Raw genomic sequence first — 18,240 nt, forward strand, 5'->3', positions numbered from 1 at the left:
GATCTTCACCCAGAGTGGATGCCACGCCCCAGCTTCGACAGGCTCAGCGAGCCGAACAGGAGAGAGATCATGACGAACACCGCACCGACCGGACTGCGAGCCGGTGACCAGGTCCAGACCGCGGCCGAGCTCCAGGACAGCTGGGACACCGACCCCCGCTGGGACGGCATCGAGCGCACGTACAGTGCCGACGACGTCATCCGCATCCGCGGCTCGGTGCGCGAGGAGTCCACGCTCGCCCACCGCGGAGCAGAGACTCTCTGGAACCTGTTGCACACCGAGGAGTACGTTCGGGCGCTCGGTGCGTACACCGGTGGCCAGGCCGTGCAGCAGGTGCGTGCCGGTCTCAAGGCGATCTACCTCTCCGGCTGGCAAGTCGCCGCCGACGGCAACCTCGCCGGTCAGACCTACCCCGACCAGTCGCTGTACCCGGCGAACTCCGTTCCGGCCGTCGTCCGCCGCATCAACAACGCGCTGCTGCGACAGGACCAGCTCGAGCACGCCGAGGGAGAGCTCACCCAGGACTGGCTCGCCCCGATCGTGGCAGATGCCGAGGCCGGGTTCGGCGGGCCCCTGAACGCGTATGAACTCGCGCAGTCGCTGATCCAGTCCGGTGCGGCCGGCATCCACTGGGAGGACCAGCTGGCCAGCGAGAAGAAGTGCGGACATCTCGGCGGGAAGGTGCTGGTGCCGACGCAGCAGCATATTCGGACGCTGAATGCGGCGCGGCTCGCAGCTGACGTCGCGGGCGTTCCGACCGTCATCATCGCCCGCACGGATGCCCTCGCCGCCGACCTGCTCACCAGCGACGTCGACGAGCGCGACCAGCAGTTCACGACCGGCGAGCGCACGTCGGAGGGGTTCTACCGAATCCGCGCCGGCATCGAATCGGTCATCAGCCGCGGCCTCGCCTTCGCGCCGTACGCGGACCTGCTGTGGGTCGAGACCGGCGAGCCGGACATCGCGCTGGCTCGCTCGTTCGCCGAGGCGATCCACGCCGAGTTCCCCGGCAAGATGCTCGCCTACAACTGCTCCCCCAGCTTCAACTGGCGCCGGCACCTCTCGGATGCCGAGATCGCGACGTTCCAGCAGGAACTGGCCGAGCTGGGATACAAGTTCCAGTTCATCACACTCGCCGGCTTCCACGCCCTGAACCACTCCATGTTCGACCTCGCCCGCGGATACGCCGAACGCGCCATGAGCGCGTACGTCGATCTGCAGGAGACCGAGTTCGCCGCCGAGGCATCCGGGTACACCGCCACCAAGCATCAACGCGAGGCCGGCACCGGATACTTCGACGTCATCTCGACGGCGCTCAATCCCGAAAGCGCCACGCTCGCCCTCGCCGGCTCCACCGAGACCGCGCAATTCCACCCCACGCCCACTCAGGCCACCGCTTCGCGCTGACCTGAGCCTCCGGGCGCGGGGCCCCGCTTCCCGCAACACCTCCCGGCTTCACACGACCACACCACCGCTTCGCGCTGACCTGAGCCTCCGGGCGCGGGGCCCGCTTCCCGCAACGCCTCCCGGCTTCACACGACCACACCACCGCTTCGCGCTGACCTGAGCCTCCGGGCGCGGGGCCCCGCTTCCCGCAACGCCTTCCAGCTCCTCCCGACCAAAGGACACATCATGACCACTCCCACCGCCCCACCGACCGTCCCGAACGAGACCCGGCAGGGTCCGGCGATCGAGATCGCCGGACCCATGCGCGACCGCTACGACGAGATCCTCACCCCGGATGCGATCGCGTTCCTCACCGAGCTGCACCACCGTTTCGCCCACCGGCGCCACGACCGCCTCGCCGACCGGATGCGGCGCCGGTTCGAGATCGGCAACGGGCATGACCCTCGTTTCCGTGACGACACCGCCCACATCCGCGAGGATGCCGAGTGGCGGGTCGCGGGCGCAGGTCCCGGCCTCGAGGACCGCCGCGTCGAGATCACGGGGCCGACGGACCCGAAGATGACGATCAACGCTCTGAACTCCGGGGCGCGGGTCTGGCTCGCCGACCAGGAGGACGCGACGAGCCCCACCTGGGGGAACGTCATCGGAGGGCAGTTGTCGCTGCGCGACGCGATCCGGGGCGAGCTGATCCACACGAGCCCCGAGGGCAAGGAGTACCGCGTCACCGCCGAGCGGACGCCGACGATCGTCATGCGTCCCCGCGGCTGGCACCTCACCGAGAAGCACCTCACCTTCGTCGACCGCTCTGGGCGGGCGATGGCGGCATCCGGATCCCTCGTCGACTTCGGGCTCTACTTCCTGCACAACGCGCAGGCGCTGGTCGATGCCGGACGCGGGCCGTACTTCTACATCGCCAAGATCGAATCGAGCGAGGAGGCGAAGCTCTGGGACGACATCTTCACCTTCGCCGAGGAGTACATCGGGATCGCGCACGGAACGATCCGCGCAACGGTCCTGATCGAGACGCTGCCCGCGGCGTTCGAGATGGATGAGATCCTGTTCGAGCTGCGCGACCACTGCGCCGGTCTCAACGCCGGTCGCTGGGACTACATCTTCTCGATCATCAAGAACTACCGCGGGCGCGGGGCGCGGTTCGTGCTCCCCGACCGCAGCGAGGTCACGATGACGGTGCCGTTCATGCGGGCCTACACCGAACTCCTGGTGAAGACGTGCCACCGTCGAGGTGCCTTCGCGATCGGCGGCATGAGCGCGTTCATCCCGAACCGCCGCGACCCCGAGGTGACCGCCCGCGCGATCGAGAAGGTCTCCGCGGACAAGCGGCGCGAAGCGGGCGACGGCTTCGACGGCACGTGGGTCGCTCATCCGGACCTGATCCCGACCGCGCAGGCCGAGTTCGACGCGGTGCTCGGCGACCGGCCCAACCAGGTGGACCGTCAGCGCGACGACGTCGACGTGAAGCCGGCGGACCTGCTCGACCTGCACATCGGGTGCCCCATCACCGACCAGGGCGTGCGCGACGACGTCTCGGTGGCGATCCGCTACGTCGAGGCGTGGTTGCGGGGTCTGGGCGCCGTCGCGATCGACAACCTGATGGAGGATGCCGCGACCGCGGAGATCTCCCGCTCGCAGGTGTGGCAGTGGATCCACCAGGGCCGCTCCACCGAGGAGGGCACGCCGATCACGACGGAGTACGTCGAGTCGCTCATCTCCGATGTGCTGTCCACGGTCGAGCGCCGCGACGGCGATCGCTTCGACGATGCGGCCGACGTGTTCCGCGATGTCGCGCTCGGTACGGAGTTCCCGGCGTTCCTGACGCTGAACGCGTACAGCCGGTACCTCGTCGAGACGGACTGACCTCGTTGGCGGAAATATCCCGTCGGTCGGACGAATCCACCCGGATGCTTCCGACCGACGGGATTTCTCCGACGCAACGACAGTGCCTGTGGACAGCCCGCACGGCGCTTCGCGCGATCGGCGTACTCTCCCGACCATCTCCTCCTTCGCCATCGCCTATCGAGAGGCGGGCCGTGCGCGCCGCGTCGTCTCGATCGCTCTCAGCATCCTGACGATCGTCTTGTCGATCGGCATCCTCGCGATCTTCCTCACGCGGCCCGAGATCTTCCTCAGCATGGGGATGTCCGCGCTCACGGGCGCGGAGCAGGTCGTCATCGGCGCGCGCGAGTACCTGCTCTTCCTCCCGATGATCGCGCTGGGTCTTCTGATCCGGATGCCGAGGCCCGCCCCACCGGCCCGCTCGACGTCGCGCTGGCCGCTGACGCTGGGCATCATCGGGGCGGCGCTGTGCCTCGCGTCGTACGTGTACCCGCAGGCTGTCGTCCTGATCTCCGGCCTGTTCTTCTTCGTCGGAGTGCTGTCGACGAGGGCGGGGTGAGGGCGATACGTGCGGCGGCGTGACGTGCCGCGACGACGGACGCGCACGGCTCTCCTCGCGCGGGTAGCATTCAAAGCGTGACCGAACGCGCTCCTCTCTCCCGCAAGCTGTCCGCTATCGCCGAGTCCGCGACCCTCAAGGTGGATGCCAAGGCCAAGGCCCTGAAGGCCGAAGGCAAGCCGGTCATCTCCTACGCGGCCGGCGAGCCCGACTTCGCGACGCCGCAGTTCATCGTGGATGCCGCGGCAGAGGCTCTCGCCGACCCGGCGAGCTACCGGTACACACCAGCGCCCGGGCTGCCCGCGCTGCGCGAGGCGATCGCGGCGAAGACGCTGCGCGATTCGGGCCTCGAGGTCTCGCCGTCCCAGGTGATCGTGACCAACGGCGGCAAGCAGTCGGTCTACCAGGCGTTCCAGGCTGTCGTGAACCCCGGCGACGAGGTGCTGCTGCCCGCGCCGTACTGGACGACGTATCCCGAGGCGATCCGCCTGGCCGACGGCATCCCGGTCGAGGTGTTCGCCGGATCCGACCAGGACTACAAGGTCACGGTCGAGCAGCTCGAGGCGGCGCGCACCGAGCGCACCACCGTGCTCGTGTTCGTCTCGCCGTCGAACCCGACCGGTTCCGTCTACACGCCAGAGGAGACCGCCGCGATCGGCCAGTGGGCCGTCGAGCACGGCCTCTGGATCATCTCGGACGAGATCTACCAGAACCTCACCTACGACGGCACGAAGGCGGTCTCGATCGTCGAAGCAGTCCCCGAGGCCGCGAACCAGACCATCCTCGTCAACGGGGTCGCGAAGACCTATGCGATGACGGGCTGGCGTGTGGGCTGGATGGTCGGCCCTGCCGACGCGATCAAGATCGCCGGCAACTTGCAGTCGCACCTGTCCAGCAACGTGAACAACGTCGCCCAGAAGGGGGCGATCGCTGCGCTCACCGGCCCGCAGACCGAGGCCGAGCAGTTCCGTCAGGCGTTCGATCGTCGTCGCCGTCTCATCGTGTCCGAGCTGGCGAAGATCGACGGCGTGAAGGTGCCGAACCCGCTCGGCGCGTTCTACGTCTACCCCGACGTGCAGGGTCTGCTGAACCGCACGTGGGGCGGTGTCACGCCGTCCACGTCGCTGGAACTCGCCGACCTCATCCTCGAGCAGGCCGAGGTCGCCGTGGTTCCCGGCGAGGCGTTCGGCCCGTCCGGCTACCTGCGTCTGTCGTACGCGCTCGGCGACGATCAGCTGCTCGAGGGCATCCAGCGCCTGCAGCGCCTGTTCGCCTCCTGAGTCCGGCTGACCGCGGGCGGGCGCTGCTCCAGTGAGCGCCCGCCCGCGCTCGGCTCAGTCCTCGAATCCGATCAGCCAGCGGATGCCGTAGCGATCGACGACCTGGCCGTCGTAGTCACCCCACGGACGCTTCTGCAGGGCGTCGGCGACCGTTCCGCCCTCGGCGAGCACATCGAACCAACGGGTGAGCGTCGCCGATTCCGACGCGGAACCCAGCAGCGAGAAGGTCGCGCCGACGATGTGGACGGCATCCTCGTCCGGCCCGGCATCCGCGGCGAACATGTCCACCGGACCGCTGAGGGATCCGTGCGCGATCGCGTCATCGGGGCCGTCCACCCGGCTGAACTGCGCGTACGTCGACAACGACAACTCCCCGCCGAAGACGTCGCGGTAGAAGGTCAGTGCCTCCGCTGCGTTGCCGGGGAAGAGAACGTACGGGACGAGTCGCGGCATGCAGGCGAGCCTACGCCCTTCGCCCATCCATCTGCCCGTCACCCGGCGAGACGTACCTTGCAAGGTGACGCGTGCGCCAGCAGCCCAAGCCTCACCCCGCAACGCGGGTCTCACCCCCGGCGAGCCCCGCGCGGCGAGAGAGCTCAGATCTCGACGCCGACGAGCACGGGCTCTGGCTGCAGCAACAGACCGAACTCGGCGTGCACCCGGCCGGAGATGTACCGCGCGAGTTCGGCGATCTCGCCGGCGGTCGCCCCGCCGCGGTTGGTCAGCGCGAGCGCATGCTTGGTCGACACCCCGGCTCGTGACCGCGGCAGCTTGAAGCCCTTCGAGATTCCCGCGTGCTCGATGAGCCACGCCGCCGACACCTTGACATCGGTCGGCCGGTGGGTCAGCGGCGGTACATTCCCGTCGTATGCACCGAGCGGAATGACCGTCACCGCATCCAGATCCGGAGCGACCGGCCAACGGGGGCACTCCGGCGGGAGCGCACGCGCGACGGACTCCGGCACGATCGCGTTCTGGAAGAACGACCCCGCACTCGACGTGTCCGGATCCTCCGCATTCAGCAGCATGCCCTTCGCGGCACGCGTCTCGAGGATCCGCTCACGCACCCACGCGAGAGGGACGGGCTCGTGGTCCTGCAGAGCGAGCGCCCGGCGCAGCTGCTCGCCGCGGACGATGCGCCCGGCATCCCCCACGTCGGCGAGATCCAGCGTGACCGACAGGATGACGGCGCGGCGCAGCGGCGCCCCGCCGTAGTGATGCTTGAGCACGGACGTCCGGAAGCCCAGCCCGAGTGCGGATGCCGGAACGACCGACACCTCGCCGCTGGCCTCATCGATGAGCTCGACCTCGACCAGCGTCTCCTGGATCTCCTGGCCGTAGGCGCCGACGTTCTGCACAGGTGCCGCGCCGACGGTGCCGGGGATGCCGCTCATCGCCTCGATGCCGGCGAGTCCGTTCTCGACGGTGTAGGCGACCAGCGCATCCCAGTCGTGACCGGCCTGCACGCGGACGCGGGCGCGACCGGGGTGCGGCGACACGAGCCGTTCGATGCCGGTCGTGAGCACGCGGATCACGGTGCCCTCGAACGGCTCGTCTCCGACGAAGAGGTTGGATCCGCCGCCGAGCACGAACCACTCATCGCCTCGCGACCAGGTCTCGCGCAGCGCGTCGACCAGTTCGTCGGCGGTGCGCGCCTCCTGCATCCGCTCCGGTGCCGCGCCGGTGCGCAGAGTCGTGAGCTGTGAGAGCGCGATCGGCGAGACCTCGTGCATCAGATCGAGACGCGCAGCTGCGCCTTGCCGAGGACGGTGGTCTCGCCGAAGGTGACCTTGAGGTCGATGCGGGCGCTCGCCTCGTCGACCGCGCCGACCGTGGCGACGACGCGGATGTCCGCGCCGTCCGCCGGGTCGACGACGACGGGCTTCGTGAACCGCACGCCGTACTCGGTGATCGCGGCGGCGTCGCCGAGCGCCGAGACCACGACGGATGAGGCGATGCCCATCGTCAGCATCCCGTGCGCGAGCACGCCGGGCAGACCGACGGACGCGGCCACATCGTCGCGGTAGTGGATCGGGTTGAAATCACCCGACGCGCCGGCGTAGCGCACCAGCGACTCGCGGGTGAGGTGGATGTCGCGCTCGGCGATGACATCTCCGACAGTGAACGACATCATTCCCCCGCTCCGACCAGCAGCACGCTGGTCGCCGTGACGACGTGCGCTCCCTCGGCATCCGTGATCTCGGCTTCGCTGGTGATCATGGCGTTGCCGCCGACCGTGCGGATGCCGGTGACCTTCAGGCGCCCGCTCAGCTCGTCGCCGGCGACGATCGGACGGGTGTAGGCGAAGCGCTGCTCGGCGTGGATGGTCCGCGCCAGCTCGATACCGGACCCCGGCTCGCTGAGCAGCTGCTGCAGCGTCTGGTCCTGGATGACCATGGCGAACGTGGGCGGAGCGACGACGTCGGCATATCCGAGCGCGCGAGCGGCATCCACGTCGGTGTGCAGAGGGGCGTCGGCGAACACGGCGCGGGCGAACTCGCGCACCTTCTCACGACCGACGAGATACGGGGCAGTCGGCGGGAACTCCCGGCCGACGAGTTCGGTGTTGACTGGCACCCCTCGATCCTACCGGCCGCCCCCGACCGACTCCCTGAGGTCGGCCGGGGAAACCGGTCAGGCCGCGCGGGCGGCGAGCGCCGAGCCGAGCATCACCAGCCGCATGCTGCGCTCCGCGGCATCCCGCAGCAGCGCCTCGCCCTGCTCGACCGCCTGCTCCAGTGCCATCGGCACCGTGAGGATGGAGGCGATCGCGCCGATGCCGATGTCGTGCACGGCCGGGGCGCCCTCCCCCAGCGAGCCGGCGATGCCCAGCACAGGGACGCCGGCGATCCGGGCGCGCATCGCGACCTCGGCTGGCACCTTCCCGCGGGGCGTCTGGAAGTCGATCGCGCCTTCCGCCGTGATGACGAGGTCTGCCGTCTCGAGAAGATCGTCGAGACTGCGCGGCAGCAGGTCGCCGTCGAGCAGGACGTCGAACCGCGGCGCGAGGCGTGCGCCGAGCACGGCGGCGAGCCCCGCGCCCAGTCCACCGGATGCCCCGGTGCCCGGTCCGGTGCGCACGTCCATCGTGCCGCCGTGGCTGCCGAAGCGCTCGAGCACGTCGGCCCAGGCGTCCAGCGCGGCAGACAGCTGCTCGACGTCGGCGGGCGATGCGCCCTTCTGCGGCCCGAACACCCGTGCGACGCCGCGCGGTCCGCACAGCACGTTGTGGATGTTGCAGGCCAGCACGATCTCGATCTCCGCTGCCCTCGGGTGCAGGCCGCTGAGATCCAGCGCTGACGCGTCGATGAGGTGCCGTCCTCCGCGCGGAATCGGCGTCCCTTCGCGGTCCAGAATGCGCACGCCCAGCGCCTCGAGCGCTCCGGCACCGCCGTCGCTGGTGCCCGAGTCTCCGCAACCGACGATGATCCGCTCGGCGCCGTCGTCGAGCGCGGCCGCGATGAGCTCGCCGACGCCGAACGTCGTCGTGGCACCGGGGTCGCGACGATCGCGGGGGACGAGTCGCAGTCCGCCGGCGGTGGCCATCTCGACCACCGCTGTGCCGCTCGCCGCCCCGCCGAGTCGGGCGTAATGGGCGACGACAGGGTCGCCGACGGGGCCTGTCACGTTCACCGGGACGAGTTCGCCGTCGGTCGCGGCCGCGAGCGCCGCCGCCGTGCCCTCTCCCCCGTCGGGGATCGGGAACTCGTCGACCTGGATGCCGGGGATGACCCGGCGCACACCGGAGGCGATCGCACGGGCGACGGCCTCCGCGTCGAGGCTCTCCTTGAAACCGCTGGGGGCGACGAGGACGCGCTGAGGGATGTGAATGGACATGGTTTCTCCTTCGATGGAGCCGATTCCGGGGACGACGAACGTCGGTGGGGTGGGTGGTGAGGTGGGGAGACGTGCGGACGAGGGGATGCTGCGGATCGCGCTCAGCGCAGCATCGGCATCCCCATCGCCGGCCAGATCCAGAACGAGAAGCAGACGACGAGCAGGAACATCGCGGGGGCGAGGAGCACCGACAACGAGCGCAGGTCGCGCGGCTGGAAGCCTCCGGGCGCGATCTCCGGGTCCGCGAACATCGCGACGGGCTTGGCCGAACTCGGCAGCGTATGGCAGAAGCCGGCGGCCGCGGTGGACGCGAACGCCGCAGCCGCCGGATCGATGCCGAGGCCCGGAGCCAGGGCGATGACCATCGGGATGATGGCGGCGGAGCGCGCCGAACGCGAGGGGATCATGAGATGCGCGCCGAGCGAGAGCGCGATGACGACGAGCATGAACGCGATGCCGGCACCGGATCCGAGGCCGGCCATCGGACCGAGCGCCCAGGTGCCGAGCCAGTCCGCAGCTCCCGTTGAGGTGAGCGCGGAGGCCAGCGCGAGAGTGGCGGCGAGGAAGAGCAGCAGCGCCCAGGGCACCTTCTTGACCGCGACCGGCAGTGTGATGCATCCGATCCCCGGCGACACCACGACGATCGCGCCGAGCAGGGCGACCAGTGCCGGCGGGATGTGGTGGACCGGCTCCGTGCACCACAGCGCGACGACGGCGATGAGCAGTAGACCGGCACGGCGTTCGGGGGCCGTGAGCGGTCCGTCGATCGGTGTCGGAGCGGTGCGTCCGAGGGCTGCGGTGACGTTCCGGATGCCGAGGCGACGGTCCGCTCGGCCGGTGAAGCGCAGCAGCACGATCTCGCAGGCGACGTGGGAGGAGACGATCGCGAGCGGCAGTCCGAACCACAGCCAGTCGAGGAATCCGAAGCCCGTGCCCGTCGACGCCTCCAGCAGCTGCGACGTGATGACGTGCGCGCCTGCGCCGAGGAGCGACGCCACCGCCGAGAGGAGGATCACGGTAGGGAACAGCAGCGAGAGCGCCCTGATGAGCGACGGCCGGTCGGCGAGCGCTGCGGCGAGCGCCGTGAACACCGGGATCGCCAGCGCCGCGCGGCCCGAGGTCGCCGGCACCGCGAACGTCGTGACGGTGAGCGCGAAGGTCGTGAGATGGAACAGCGCACGCGGTGTGCGGGCGCGGCTCAGCAACAGCGCTGTGCCGCGCAGGGCGAGGCCGGTCGAGCTGACACCCGCCGCGATGATGAACGCGCACAGCAGGAGCCAGATCGTCTCGTCTCCGAGCGAGGCGAAGAAGTCCGCGGCGGGGAGCACGCCGACCAGGATGAGCGCGACTGCCGCCAGGAACGCCACCAGGGTGTCGTCGAGCGGGGTGCACATCCACGCCCAGACGGCGAGCAGGAACACGGAGAGCGTCGCGGCGATCGGCAGCGTCGGGGCGCCGTCGGTGGCCGGAGCGGTGAGGGCGGCGGCGATCAGAGCGATCACGGCCATCGCTGCGATGAGCAGGCTCAGCAGACTGCGCAGGCGCATGCGGTCGCGCGGGGCGCGGTTGCGCGGTGTGCGGTGCGCACGCGGCGGTCGAGAGTCGCGCGGCGGTCGCGATCCGCGCGGCGTCCGCTCCGGCAGCAGCGGCGCTCCGGACGCGAACCGCTCCGGCGGGCGTGTGGCGTAGGTGACGCGAACAGGTGCGGTGTTCATTGGAACCGATACCCGGCGCCGCGGACCGTCTCGATGTGCTCCGCGCCGATCTTGCTCCGCAGGGCGCGCACGTACACGTCGACCACATTGGATGCCGGGTCGAAGTCCATCCCCCACACCTGGCCGATCAGCTGATCGCGCGACAGCACCTGGCCCGGATGCTGGAGGAAGACCTCGAGCAGCGAGAACTCCCGGGAGGTGAGGTCGGCGGACTGCTCGCCGACCGTGACGCGGCGCGTGCGGATGTCGGCCGTCACGTCTCCGTGCGCGAGCACGGCACCGGCGACCCGCTGCTCGCCGTCGCCGATGCGCAGCTTCACCCTGGCGAGCACCTCGGCGAACTGGAACGGCTTGGTCACGTAGTCGTTCGCGCCGCTCTCGAGCCCTCGAACGGTGTCGATCACCGAATCGCGCGCGGTGAGGATGATCACCGGTGCGGCGATGCCCTCCCCGCGGAGGTGCGACAGGACCGTGAAGCCGTCGATGCCCTGCAGGCCGATGTCGAGCAGGATCAGATCGAACTGACGGGTGCGGGCCAGAATGAGCGCGCTCTCGCCGTCCGTCGCCTCGGAGGTCTCGTACCCCGCCGTGCGCAGGCCGCGCCGGACGAACGAGGTGATGTAGGGGTCGTCTTCGACGATGAGGATGCGGCGCATGTCAGGCCTCCTTCACGGTAGTGGCACCCAGCGGGATGACCGGGTCGACGTCGTTCGGGGCGGGGATGTCGAGTCCGAAGGTCGCGCCCTCGCCCAGCACGCTGTCCACCCAGGCCGAGCCGCCGTGAGCATCGGTGATCGCCCGGACGATGGCCAGCCCGAGCCCTGAGCCGCGGCGGTGCGCGACTCCCTCCACCGTCGTGCCGCCGCGGACGAAGCGCTCGAAGATGCGCTCGACGTCCGCTGGTGCGACGCCGGGTCCTTCGTCCTGCACCCACAGCCGCAGCATCCGATCCGGGCCGACGCCCTCGAAGCGCGAGCCGATGCGGATCCGGGCGCCTGGCTCGGTGATCTGGACGGCGTTGGCGGCGAGCTGCAGCACGGCCTGCGTGATGCGCTGGGGGTCCAAGCGCGCCTGCCCCTCGGCGACCTCCATGAGCTGCCAGCGTCGATCGCCGAGCGCCTGCGCCTTGGCTTCGATGTCGAGCGTGAGTGCGGCGATGTCGCATCCGGCGACGCGGACGAAGTCGGGCTGCTCGGCGCGGGCGAGCACGAGCAGGTCGGTGACGATGCGGCTCATCCTGTCGAGTTCGCCGCTCACCAGCCGCAGCGTCTCGCGGCGTTCGACCGGGTCGTCGCTGAGCAGTTCGAGGTGTCCGCGGACGATCGTGATGGGGGTGCGCAGTTCGTGGCCGGCGTCGTCGACGAACCGCTGCTGGGTGGCGTAGACGCCCTCAAGCCGGTCGAGCATCTGATTGAACGTGGTGGCGACGGCGGCGATGTCGTCGTTTCCCTCGACCGGCACCCGGGCCGTGAGATCGTGTTCGCTGATCTCGCGCGCCACGCGGTGCACCGCTCTGACCGGCGCGAGGATCTGACCGGCGACCAGCCAGGCGACGCCGGAGCTGAGCAGCAGCCCGGCGAACGCGACCCAGGCGATCGTGATGACGGATTGGTCGACGGCGTCGCTCTGAGCCTGGGTGAACTGCATCACCAGGAGCGAGCCTTCGGTGTCGCCCGCGGTGAAGTCCACGCGTCCCCACCGCAGCGGGCCGGCTTCGGACGTCGAGACGGTTCCGGACTTCTCAGCGCTGTGGAGCAGACGCAGGGCGAGCGCCTCGCCCTCGGCGAAGCCGAACGTCGCGTCTCCTTCGACGAGTCCGTTGGCCAGGGCGACGGGTTCGCCGTCGACGGCGCCCACGATGATCTCCCCCGCCTGGACGGACTGACGGCCGAGGTAGTCGGTGAGCAGTTCCTTGGCCGAGGTGAAGTCCGAGGCCGACTGGTCGAGGAACCGGTGGAACTCGAGCGCCTCCTGCTCGACATCCGCGTTGGCGGACTGCTCGATGTCCGCGAGGAAGATGCTGCGCCCGATCAGCCCGACGGCGAGGAGCGTGACGACGGTGCTGGCGATGATCCAGGCGGTGATCCGCCAGCGCGCCGGCAGCGCCGGCATCCGCCTGCGCTGGTGTCCGGGCTCGGCCTGATGCTCGCTCTGGGGCCGGGGCTCGGGCTGGGGTGCAGTCGGGATCGGGGCCGTGGTCGCGTCAATCATCGTCACCGTCATCATCTCCCGCTCCGTCGTCTCCGTCATCGTCACCGGCACCATCATCGCCGTCATCGTCTCCGACGCCATCGTCACCCGCGCCGTCGTCTCCGACCCCATCGTCTCCGGCTCCATCGTCTCCCCGGCCGTCGTCGGCGTCGTCGTCGCCGGTGGCCGGCGGCGCGACGGGCGCCGCGGACGGCGCTGGCAACGGCTGCTCGGGCGTCGGGGTGGGCGTCGGCGTCGCGAAGTCGACGACCACCGATTCCTGGGGCAGCTGCGGTGCCCCAGGCGTCTGCGCGAGGGCGATGCTGCCCGCGGCGAACACGACAGGGAGGGAGATCAGGATGCCCGGAACGAGGATGCGACGTGAGAAGGTCATGACCTCATGGTGTCGGCCCTATGTGAGGCGGAAATGAGGTGCGGATAAGCGTTTCTTCACTTTCGGCCTTCCCCGGCATCCGCCCCAGGCATCCCTCGCCGAGGAGTTCAGCGCTGGCGACCGCGGACGGCCTTGAGCGCCATCTGGACCGCAATGACCACGAGGTAGGCGGCGAACAGGATGTTGCCGAGAAGCGGGTCGATCAGCGTCGCGAGCCACGCGCCGAGCGCCGTGGTCGTGCAGGCGGCGACGCCGATCGTGACCGCGGCGGTCAGGTCGACGTTGCGATTCCGGAGATTGCCGATCGTGCCCGAGATCGCGGTCGGGATCATCATGAGCAGCGAAGTGCCCTTGGCGATGAGGTCGCTGGTGCCGAACGCGAGCATGAGCACAGGGACGACGATGATGCCTCCGCCGACACCGATCAGTCCGGACAGGATGCCGGTGCCGACGCCGACCACGACGAGCGCGATCCCCGAGAACCAGTTCAGATCGAACTCCACGCCGCGCGACGGGATCACGACGAACAGCATGATGATGACGACCACCAGGAAGGCGACGAAGCCCCACCGCAGCGCGGTCTGCGAGATCCGCGGCAGCAGGCGGGTGCCGATCTGCGCGCCGACGACGGCGCCCGCCGCGAGGATGATCGCGGGGATCCACGCCACTGAGCCGTGCACGGCGTACGAGATCACGCCGACGGCGGCGGTCGGCACGATGGCCGCGAGCGAGGTGCCTGCAGCCAGGCGCTGGTCGAAGTGCAGCAGCAGCACGAGCAACGGCACGATCACGGTGCCGCCGCCGACGCCGAAGAGTCCGGAGAGGAGCCCAGCCAGCAGACCGATGATGATGAAGGACGCATACGCCCGGGGGCCGCGATGAATCCGAGCGTCAGTCACTCATCCACCCTACTCCGGGGGCCTGCAGGGTGCCGACGGCGCCTCGTCCGGCGACGTTTCACGGCGCCCCCTCCGGAAACGACGAAGCCCGCCATCCCTGACGGGGTGGCGGGCTTCGTGGAGAGCGGATGCTTACTCGGACTTCTCCTCGGCAGCAGCCTCTTCGGCGGGAGCCTCGGCGGTCTCCTCGACGACCTCTTCAGCCGGAGCCTCTTCGACCTTCTCGGCCTTCGGGGCCTTCTCGGCCTTCGGGGCGGCCTTGGCAGCCTTCTTCTTGGGCGTGACGGGCTCGAGGACGAGCTCGATCACGGCCATGGGCGCGTTGTCGCCCTTGCGGTTGCCGACCTTGGTGATGCGCGTGTAGCCACCCTCGCGGTCCGCGACGAGCGGTGCGATCTCGGTGAACAGCTCGTGCACGACGGTCTTGTCCCCGATGACCGACAGCACCCGGCGGCGGGCGTGCAGGTCGCCGCGCTTGGCGAAGGTGATCAGACGCTCGGCGAGCGGGCGAAGGCGCTTGGCCTTGGTCTCGGTCGTCTTGATCGACTTGTGGGTGAACAGAGCAGCCGCGAGGTTGGCAAGCAGCAGGCGCTCGTGTGCGGGGCCGCCTCCGAGGCGGGGACCCTTGGTGGGCTTAGGCATATTCGTCTAACTCCTGGTCAGAATTTCGGGAAGGTCAGAAGGACTCGTCTTCGCTGCCGCTGTAGAAGTGGGCGCCGTCGAAACCGGGCACCGAATCCTTGAGCGACAGACCGAGCGAGATGAGCTTGTCGCGCACCTCGTCGACCGACTTCTGGCCGAAGTTGCGGATGTTCATGAGCTGCGTCTCCGACAGGGCGACGAGCTCGGACACCGTGTTGATGCCCTCGCGCTTGAGGCAGTTGTACGAGCGCACGGACAGGTCGAGGTCCTCGATCGGCATCGACAGCTCGCTGGAGGCGACAGCCTCCACCGGTGCGGGGCCGATCTCGATGCCCTCGGCCTCGACGTTCAGCTCGCGGGCGAGGCCGAACAGCTCGGTGAGGGTCTTCGCAGCCGAGGCGACGGCGTCGCGCGGGCTGATGGACGACTTGGTCTCGACATCCAGGACGAGCTTGTCGAAGTCGGTGCGCTCCCCGGCACGGGTGGCGTCGACGCGGTAGCTGACCTTGAGGACCGGCGAGTAGATCGAGTCGATCGGGATCTGACCGGCCTCGGCGTACTCGTTGCGGTTCTGCGTGGCCGAGACGTAGCCGCGGCCGCGCTCGATCGTGAGCTCGAGCTCGAACTTCGCGGTGTCGTTCAGGGTCGCGATGACGAGCTCGGGGTTGTGCACCTCCACACCGGCCGGAGCCGAGATGTCGGCTGCGGTGACCTCGCCAGCGCCGGTCTTGCGCAGGTAGGCGGTGATGGGCTCGTCACGCTCGCTGGAGACGACCAGCTGCTTGATGTTGAGGATGATCTCGGTGACATCCTCCTTCACGCCGGGGATGGTGCTGAACTCGTGCAGCACGCCGTCGATGCGGATGCTGGTGACAGCAGCGCCGGGGATCGACGAGAGCAGGCTGCGACGCAGCGCGTTGCCGATGGTGTAGCCGAAACCGGGCTCGAGCGGCTCGATGATGAACCGGCTCCGGTTCTCGACGATCTTTTCCTCGGTCAGTGTGGGACGCTGTGCGATGAGCACTGTGTGTTCCTTTCGATCACATGCCCGCTATATGACATGTGGTGGGTGAGGTTCTTGAGTTGTGGAAACCTGCGGCGAGGATGCCGGTCCCTTCGACAGCTTTCTGAGCCTGTCGAAGGGCCGGCATCCTCGAACGAAATCAGACGCGACGGCGCTTCGGCGGACGGCAGCCGTTGTGAGCCTGGGGCGTGACGTCCTGGATCGAACCCACCTCGAGGCCAGCGGCCTGCAGCGAGCGGATCGCGGTCTCGCGGCCCGAACCCGGACCCTTCACGAGGACGTCGACCTTCTTGACGCCGTGCTCCGCAGCCTGGCGGGCGGCCGACTCGGCAGCCATGCCGGCGGCGTACGGGGTCGACTTGCGGGAGCCCTTGAAGCCCACGCCACCCGACGATGCCCACGCGATGACCGCGCCGGTCGGGTCGGTGATCGAAACGATCGTGTTGTTGAACGTCGACTTGATGTGGGCCTGGCCCAGCGCGATGTTCTTCTTCTCCTTGCGGCGCGGCTTGCGCGCGGCGGCCTTAGGTGCAGCCATGAAAGTTTTCTCCTATTCCCTGGCCGCTGCTTAGCGGGCCTTCTTCTTACCGGCGACGGTGCGCTTCGGGCCCTTGCGGGTACGGGCGTTGGTCTTGGTGCGCTGGCCGCGGACCGGAAGGCCACGACGGTGACGGATGCCCTCGTAAGAGCCGATCTCGACCTTGCGGCGGATGTCTGCGGCGACCTCGCGTCGCAGGTCACCCTCCACCTTGTAGTTGCCTTCGATGTAGTCGCGGAGTGCGATGAGCTGGTCGTCGCTCAGGTCCTTCACGCGGATCGACTCGTCGATCTCGGTGGCCTTGAGGATCTCGACCGAACGGGTACGGCCAACGCCGTAGATGTAGGTAAGTGCGATCACCACGCGCTTATCGCGCGGGATGTCAACGCCGGCAAGACGTGCCATGCGAATCTCCTGAAATGTGATGGAGGTGTGGAGCAGGATCGGTGCCCGGGCCTCCGCCCCGAGGTGTCAGCCTCGTCGGCTCGCTGAGCCGGCCGAAGCGTCTGATCCTGCCTGTGTGTATTCAGTTGTGCTGCTGAGCGCGCTGAGCTTCGTCGAAGCGTCAGCCCTGGCGCTGCTTGTGGCGCGGGTTGCTCTTGCAGATCACCATGACGCGGCCGTGACGGCGGATCACCTTGCAGTGATCGCAGATGGGCTTGACGCTGGGGTTGACCTTCATGATGTTTCCTGTTCGCTGTCTTCACCGGACAGGCGTGATCGCCTGGGGTGTTACTTCTCGACCGATCAGCGGTAGCGGTAGACGATGCGGCCGCGGGTCAGGTCGTAGGGGCTGAGCTCCACGACCACGCGGTCCTCGGGGATGATGCGGATGTAGTTCTGCCGCATCTTTCCGGAGATCGTTGCGAGAACCTTGTGTCCGTTGGTGAGCTCGACGCGGAACATCGCGTTGGGCAGCGCCTCGGACACGACGCCCTCGATCTCGATGACACCGTCTTTCTTAGCCATAAACTCGCTGACGCTTCTGCAGATCGGCCGATCTGCGGTGGATGGGTGGGTTGGATGCTCGCATTAGCCGGACACGCCGAACAGGCGCAAAGCACCAAAGATCAATATTAGACGACGACGGCGCATCCGGCAAATGGGATGCGCCGTCGTCGTCAGATCCGGTCGCTGCGGGCTCGCAGCGGGCTCAGCCGAGGATCTCGGCGAAGCGCGTGGCGATGTCCGCGTTGTCGATGCGCTCACCGTCGATCGCGACGGTCGGCGTGCCGACGCGGCCGGTCGCGGGGTCCGGCGGGGTCTGCTCGACCTGGTCCTGCGCGAACGTCATGTAGGTGCCGTCGGCGATGCAGTCCGCTGCCGCTCCGGCGCCCGCCTGCTCGGCCAACGCGGAGAGCTCCTCATCCGTGAGGCCGGTGGTGTTCTCCTCCGGCTGGTTCTCGAAGAGCAGGTTGAAGAAGTCCAGAGCAGCGTCGGGCGCCTCGGCCGCCACGCAGTACATCGCGCTCGCGGCGCGGGACGAGTACTCCGTGCCCTGCGATGCGTTGTCCAGGATCGAGATGGGGTGAATGTTCAGCGTGATGGTGTCGTTCGCCGCGGCATCCTGCAGCGCAGCGCCGTATGCGTCCTCGAACTGGCCGCAGATCGGGCACATGAAGTCGACGTACGTGTCGATCGTCGTCTCGCCCTCGCCGAAAGCGATCGCGCCCGTCTCGCCGTTCACGATCCCTGCGGTCTCCGGGGCTTCCCCAGGTGCTGTCGCCTGGTTGTTCAGGAACACGACGACACCGCCGAGGACCACCAGGACGACGACCACAGCGGCCGAGATCCAGATGGCGAACCAATTGGTCTTGCCCTGTGCTGCTGCCATTGCTTTCCCGTTCTCTCGGGACGTGCGCGATCGCGCCGCCCTCACGTCGAAGTCTTCCGGCGCGCAC

The 18,240-nt window shown here is 68.8% G+C and carries 21 protein-coding genes; 4 read left to right on the plus strand and 17 right to left on the minus strand.

All coding sequences use genetic code 11. The features are described 5' to 3' along the window. Positions 1–69: 69 nt before the first annotated feature. The 4 genes from aceA to ACWAT3_RS15950 all read left to right on the plus strand — a co-directional run bounded on the left by aceA (position 70) and on the right by ACWAT3_RS15950 (position 5,100). Positions 70–1,407: an isocitrate lyase gene (gene aceA, locus ACWAT3_RS15935; protein ID WP_460799994.1), complete on the plus strand. Its 1,338-nt coding sequence runs from the start codon at positions 70–72 to the stop codon at positions 1,405–1,407. A gap of 225 nt (positions 1,408–1,632) precedes the next feature. After that, complete coding sequence (gene aceB, locus ACWAT3_RS15940; protein WP_460799996.1) at positions 1,633–3,282, plus strand: malate synthase A; 1,650 nt, start codon at positions 1,633–1,635, stop codon at positions 3,280–3,282. An 88-nt stretch (positions 3,283–3,370) separates the two neighbouring features. Beyond that, positions 3,371–3,820: a hypothetical protein gene (locus ACWAT3_RS15945; RefSeq protein WP_460799998.1), complete on the plus strand. Its 450-nt coding sequence runs from the start codon at positions 3,371–3,373 to the stop codon at positions 3,818–3,820. Between the two features lie 77 nt (positions 3,821–3,897). Next, positions 3,898–5,100: a pyridoxal phosphate-dependent aminotransferase gene (locus ACWAT3_RS15950; protein WP_460800000.1), complete on the plus strand. Its 1,203-nt coding sequence runs from the start codon at positions 3,898–3,900 to the stop codon at positions 5,098–5,100. 54 nt (positions 5,101–5,154) lie between these two features. Here the strand turns inward: ACWAT3_RS15950 and ACWAT3_RS15955 are convergent, their stop codons facing one another. From ACWAT3_RS15955 to ACWAT3_RS16035, 17 genes are all read right to left on the minus strand, one after another. Next, entirely contained in the window at positions 5,155–5,553 is a 399-nt protein-coding gene (locus ACWAT3_RS15955) for a VOC family protein (protein WP_460800002.1), read from the minus strand. A 143-nt stretch (positions 5,554–5,696) separates the two neighbouring features. Then, a complete protein-coding gene (locus ACWAT3_RS15960) occupies positions 5,697–6,833 on the minus strand; it encodes a UDP-N-acetylmuramate dehydrogenase (RefSeq protein WP_460800004.1) in 1,137 nt (378 codons plus the stop codon). Beyond that, entirely contained in the window at positions 6,833–7,234 is a 402-nt protein-coding gene (locus ACWAT3_RS15965; protein ID WP_460800006.1) for a MaoC/PaaZ C-terminal domain-containing protein, read from the minus strand. Before ACWAT3_RS15965 ends, ACWAT3_RS15960 begins: the two co-directional genes overlap by 1 nt. After that, a complete protein-coding gene (locus tag ACWAT3_RS15970; protein ID WP_460800007.1) occupies positions 7,231–7,677 on the minus strand; it encodes an FAS1-like dehydratase domain-containing protein in 447 nt (148 codons plus the stop codon). The genes ACWAT3_RS15965 and ACWAT3_RS15970 overlap by 4 nt, the downstream gene beginning before the upstream one ends. A 57-nt stretch (positions 7,678–7,734) precedes the next feature. Then, positions 7,735–8,937, minus strand: coding sequence for a glycerate kinase family protein (locus tag ACWAT3_RS15975; protein WP_460800009.1), 1,203 nt, complete (start codon positions 8,935–8,937; stop codon positions 7,735–7,737). Positions 8,938–9,038: 101 nt separating this feature from the next. After that, entirely contained in the window at positions 9,039–10,652 is a 1,614-nt protein-coding gene (locus tag ACWAT3_RS15980; RefSeq protein ID WP_460800011.1) for an SLC13 family permease, read from the minus strand. Continuing rightward, on the minus strand, positions 10,649–11,308 hold the full coding sequence (locus ACWAT3_RS15985; RefSeq protein WP_460800012.1) for a response regulator transcription factor: 660 nt from the start codon (positions 11,306–11,308) through the stop codon (positions 10,649–10,651). The genes ACWAT3_RS15980 and ACWAT3_RS15985 overlap by 4 nt, the downstream gene beginning before the upstream one ends. A 1-nt stretch (position 11,309) precedes the next feature. Beyond that, entirely contained in the window at positions 11,310–12,863 is a 1,554-nt protein-coding gene (locus ACWAT3_RS15990; RefSeq protein ID WP_460800071.1) for a sensor histidine kinase, read from the minus strand. Further along, a complete protein-coding gene (locus tag ACWAT3_RS15995; protein ID WP_460800014.1) occupies positions 12,856–13,236 on the minus strand; it encodes a hypothetical protein in 381 nt (126 codons plus the stop codon). Before ACWAT3_RS15995 ends, ACWAT3_RS15990 begins: the two co-directional genes overlap by 8 nt. A gap of 107 nt (positions 13,237–13,343) precedes the next feature. Then, positions 13,344–14,135 (minus strand): sulfite exporter TauE/SafE family protein, encoded by a 792-nt coding sequence (locus ACWAT3_RS16000; protein ID WP_460800016.1) that lies wholly within the window; start codon positions 14,133–14,135, stop codon positions 13,344–13,346. A gap of 132 nt (positions 14,136–14,267) precedes the next feature. After that, positions 14,268–14,777, minus strand: a complete 510-nt coding sequence (gene rplQ / locus ACWAT3_RS16005; protein WP_460800018.1) for a 50S ribosomal protein L17 — start codon at positions 14,775–14,777, stop codon at positions 14,268–14,270. A gap of 34 nt (positions 14,778–14,811) precedes the next feature. Next, the gene (locus tag ACWAT3_RS16010) at positions 14,812–15,801 is read right to left on the minus strand and encodes a DNA-directed RNA polymerase subunit alpha (protein WP_460800020.1); all 990 of its coding nucleotides are present in this window, start codon (positions 15,799–15,801) and stop codon (positions 14,812–14,814) included. Positions 15,802–15,940: 139 nt separating this feature from the next. Further along, complete coding sequence (rpsK, locus tag ACWAT3_RS16015; protein WP_376180669.1) at positions 15,941–16,339, minus strand: 30S ribosomal protein S11; 399 nt, start codon at positions 16,337–16,339, stop codon at positions 15,941–15,943. A 30-nt stretch (positions 16,340–16,369) separates the two neighbouring features. After that, complete coding sequence (gene rpsM, locus ACWAT3_RS16020; RefSeq protein WP_047524098.1) at positions 16,370–16,744, minus strand: 30S ribosomal protein S13; 375 nt, start codon at positions 16,742–16,744, stop codon at positions 16,370–16,372. Between the two features lie 160 nt (positions 16,745–16,904). Beyond that, positions 16,905–17,021 carry a 50S ribosomal protein L36 gene (rpmJ, locus tag ACWAT3_RS16025; protein ID WP_005050492.1) on the minus strand — a complete coding sequence of 39 codons (117 nt, stop codon included), beginning with the start codon at positions 17,019–17,021 and terminating at the stop codon, positions 16,905–16,907. 65 nt (positions 17,022–17,086) lie between these two features. Beyond that, positions 17,087–17,308 (minus strand): translation initiation factor IF-1, encoded by a 222-nt coding sequence (gene infA / locus ACWAT3_RS16030; RefSeq protein ID WP_005050493.1) that lies wholly within the window; start codon positions 17,306–17,308, stop codon positions 17,087–17,089. Between the two features lie 184 nt (positions 17,309–17,492). Beyond that, positions 17,493–18,173, minus strand: a complete 681-nt coding sequence (locus ACWAT3_RS16035) for a DsbA family protein (protein WP_460800022.1) — start codon at positions 18,171–18,173, stop codon at positions 17,493–17,495. Positions 18,174–18,240 lie beyond the last annotated feature (67 nt).

The sequence above is a fragment of the Microbacterium sp. GXF0217 genome (assembly GCF_054798195.1).

Coding starts and splice junctions, on each gene's coding strand:
- ACWAT3_RS15955 (WP_460800002.1), bottom strand. CDS start 5,553: ATGCCGCGACTCGTCCCGTACGTTCTCTTCCCCGGCAACGCAGCGGAG.
- ACWAT3_RS15960 (WP_460800004.1), bottom strand. CDS start 6,833: ATGCACGAGGTCTCGCCGATCGCGCTCTCACAGCTCACGACTCTGCGC.
- aceA (WP_460799994.1), top strand. CDS start 70: ATGACGAACACCGCACCGACCGGACTGCGAGCCGGTGACCAGGTCCAG.
- aceB (WP_460799996.1), top strand. CDS start 1,633: ATGACCACTCCCACCGCCCCACCGACCGTCCCGAACGAGACCCGGCAG.
- ACWAT3_RS15995 (WP_460800014.1), bottom strand. CDS start 13,236: ATGACCTTCTCACGTCGCATCCTCGTTCCGGGCATCCTGATCTCCCTC.
- rpsM (WP_047524098.1), bottom strand. CDS start 16,744: ATGGCACGTCTTGCCGGCGTTGACATCCCGCGCGATAAGCGCGTGGTG.
- ACWAT3_RS15965 (WP_460800006.1), bottom strand. CDS start 7,234: ATGATGTCGTTCACTGTCGGAGATGTCATCGCCGAGCGCGACATCCAC.
- ACWAT3_RS16035 (WP_460800022.1), bottom strand. CDS start 18,173: ATGGCAGCAGCACAGGGCAAGACCAATTGGTTCGCCATCTGGATCTCG.
- ACWAT3_RS15985 (WP_460800012.1), bottom strand. CDS start 11,308: ATGCGCCGCATCCTCATCGTCGAAGACGACCCCTACATCACCTCGTTC.
- ACWAT3_RS15975 (WP_460800009.1), bottom strand. CDS start 8,937: ATGTCCATTCACATCCCTCAGCGCGTCCTCGTCGCCCCCAGCGGTTTC.
- rpmJ (WP_005050492.1), bottom strand. CDS start 17,021: ATGAAGGTCAACCCCAGCGTCAAGCCCATCTGCGATCACTGCAAGGTG.
- ACWAT3_RS15990 (WP_460800071.1), bottom strand. CDS start 12,863: ATGATTGACGCGACCACGGCCCCGATCCCGACTGCACCCCAGCCCGAG.
- infA (WP_005050493.1), bottom strand. CDS start 17,308: ATGGCTAAGAAAGACGGTGTCATCGAGATCGAGGGCGTCGTGTCCGAG.
- ACWAT3_RS15980 (WP_460800011.1), bottom strand. CDS start 10,652: ATGAACACCGCACCTGTTCGCGTCACCTACGCCACACGCCCGCCGGAG.
- rpsK (WP_376180669.1), bottom strand. CDS start 16,339: ATGGCTGCACCTAAGGCCGCCGCGCGCAAGCCGCGCCGCAAGGAGAAG.
- rplQ (WP_460800018.1), bottom strand. CDS start 14,777: ATGCCTAAGCCCACCAAGGGTCCCCGCCTCGGAGGCGGCCCCGCACAC.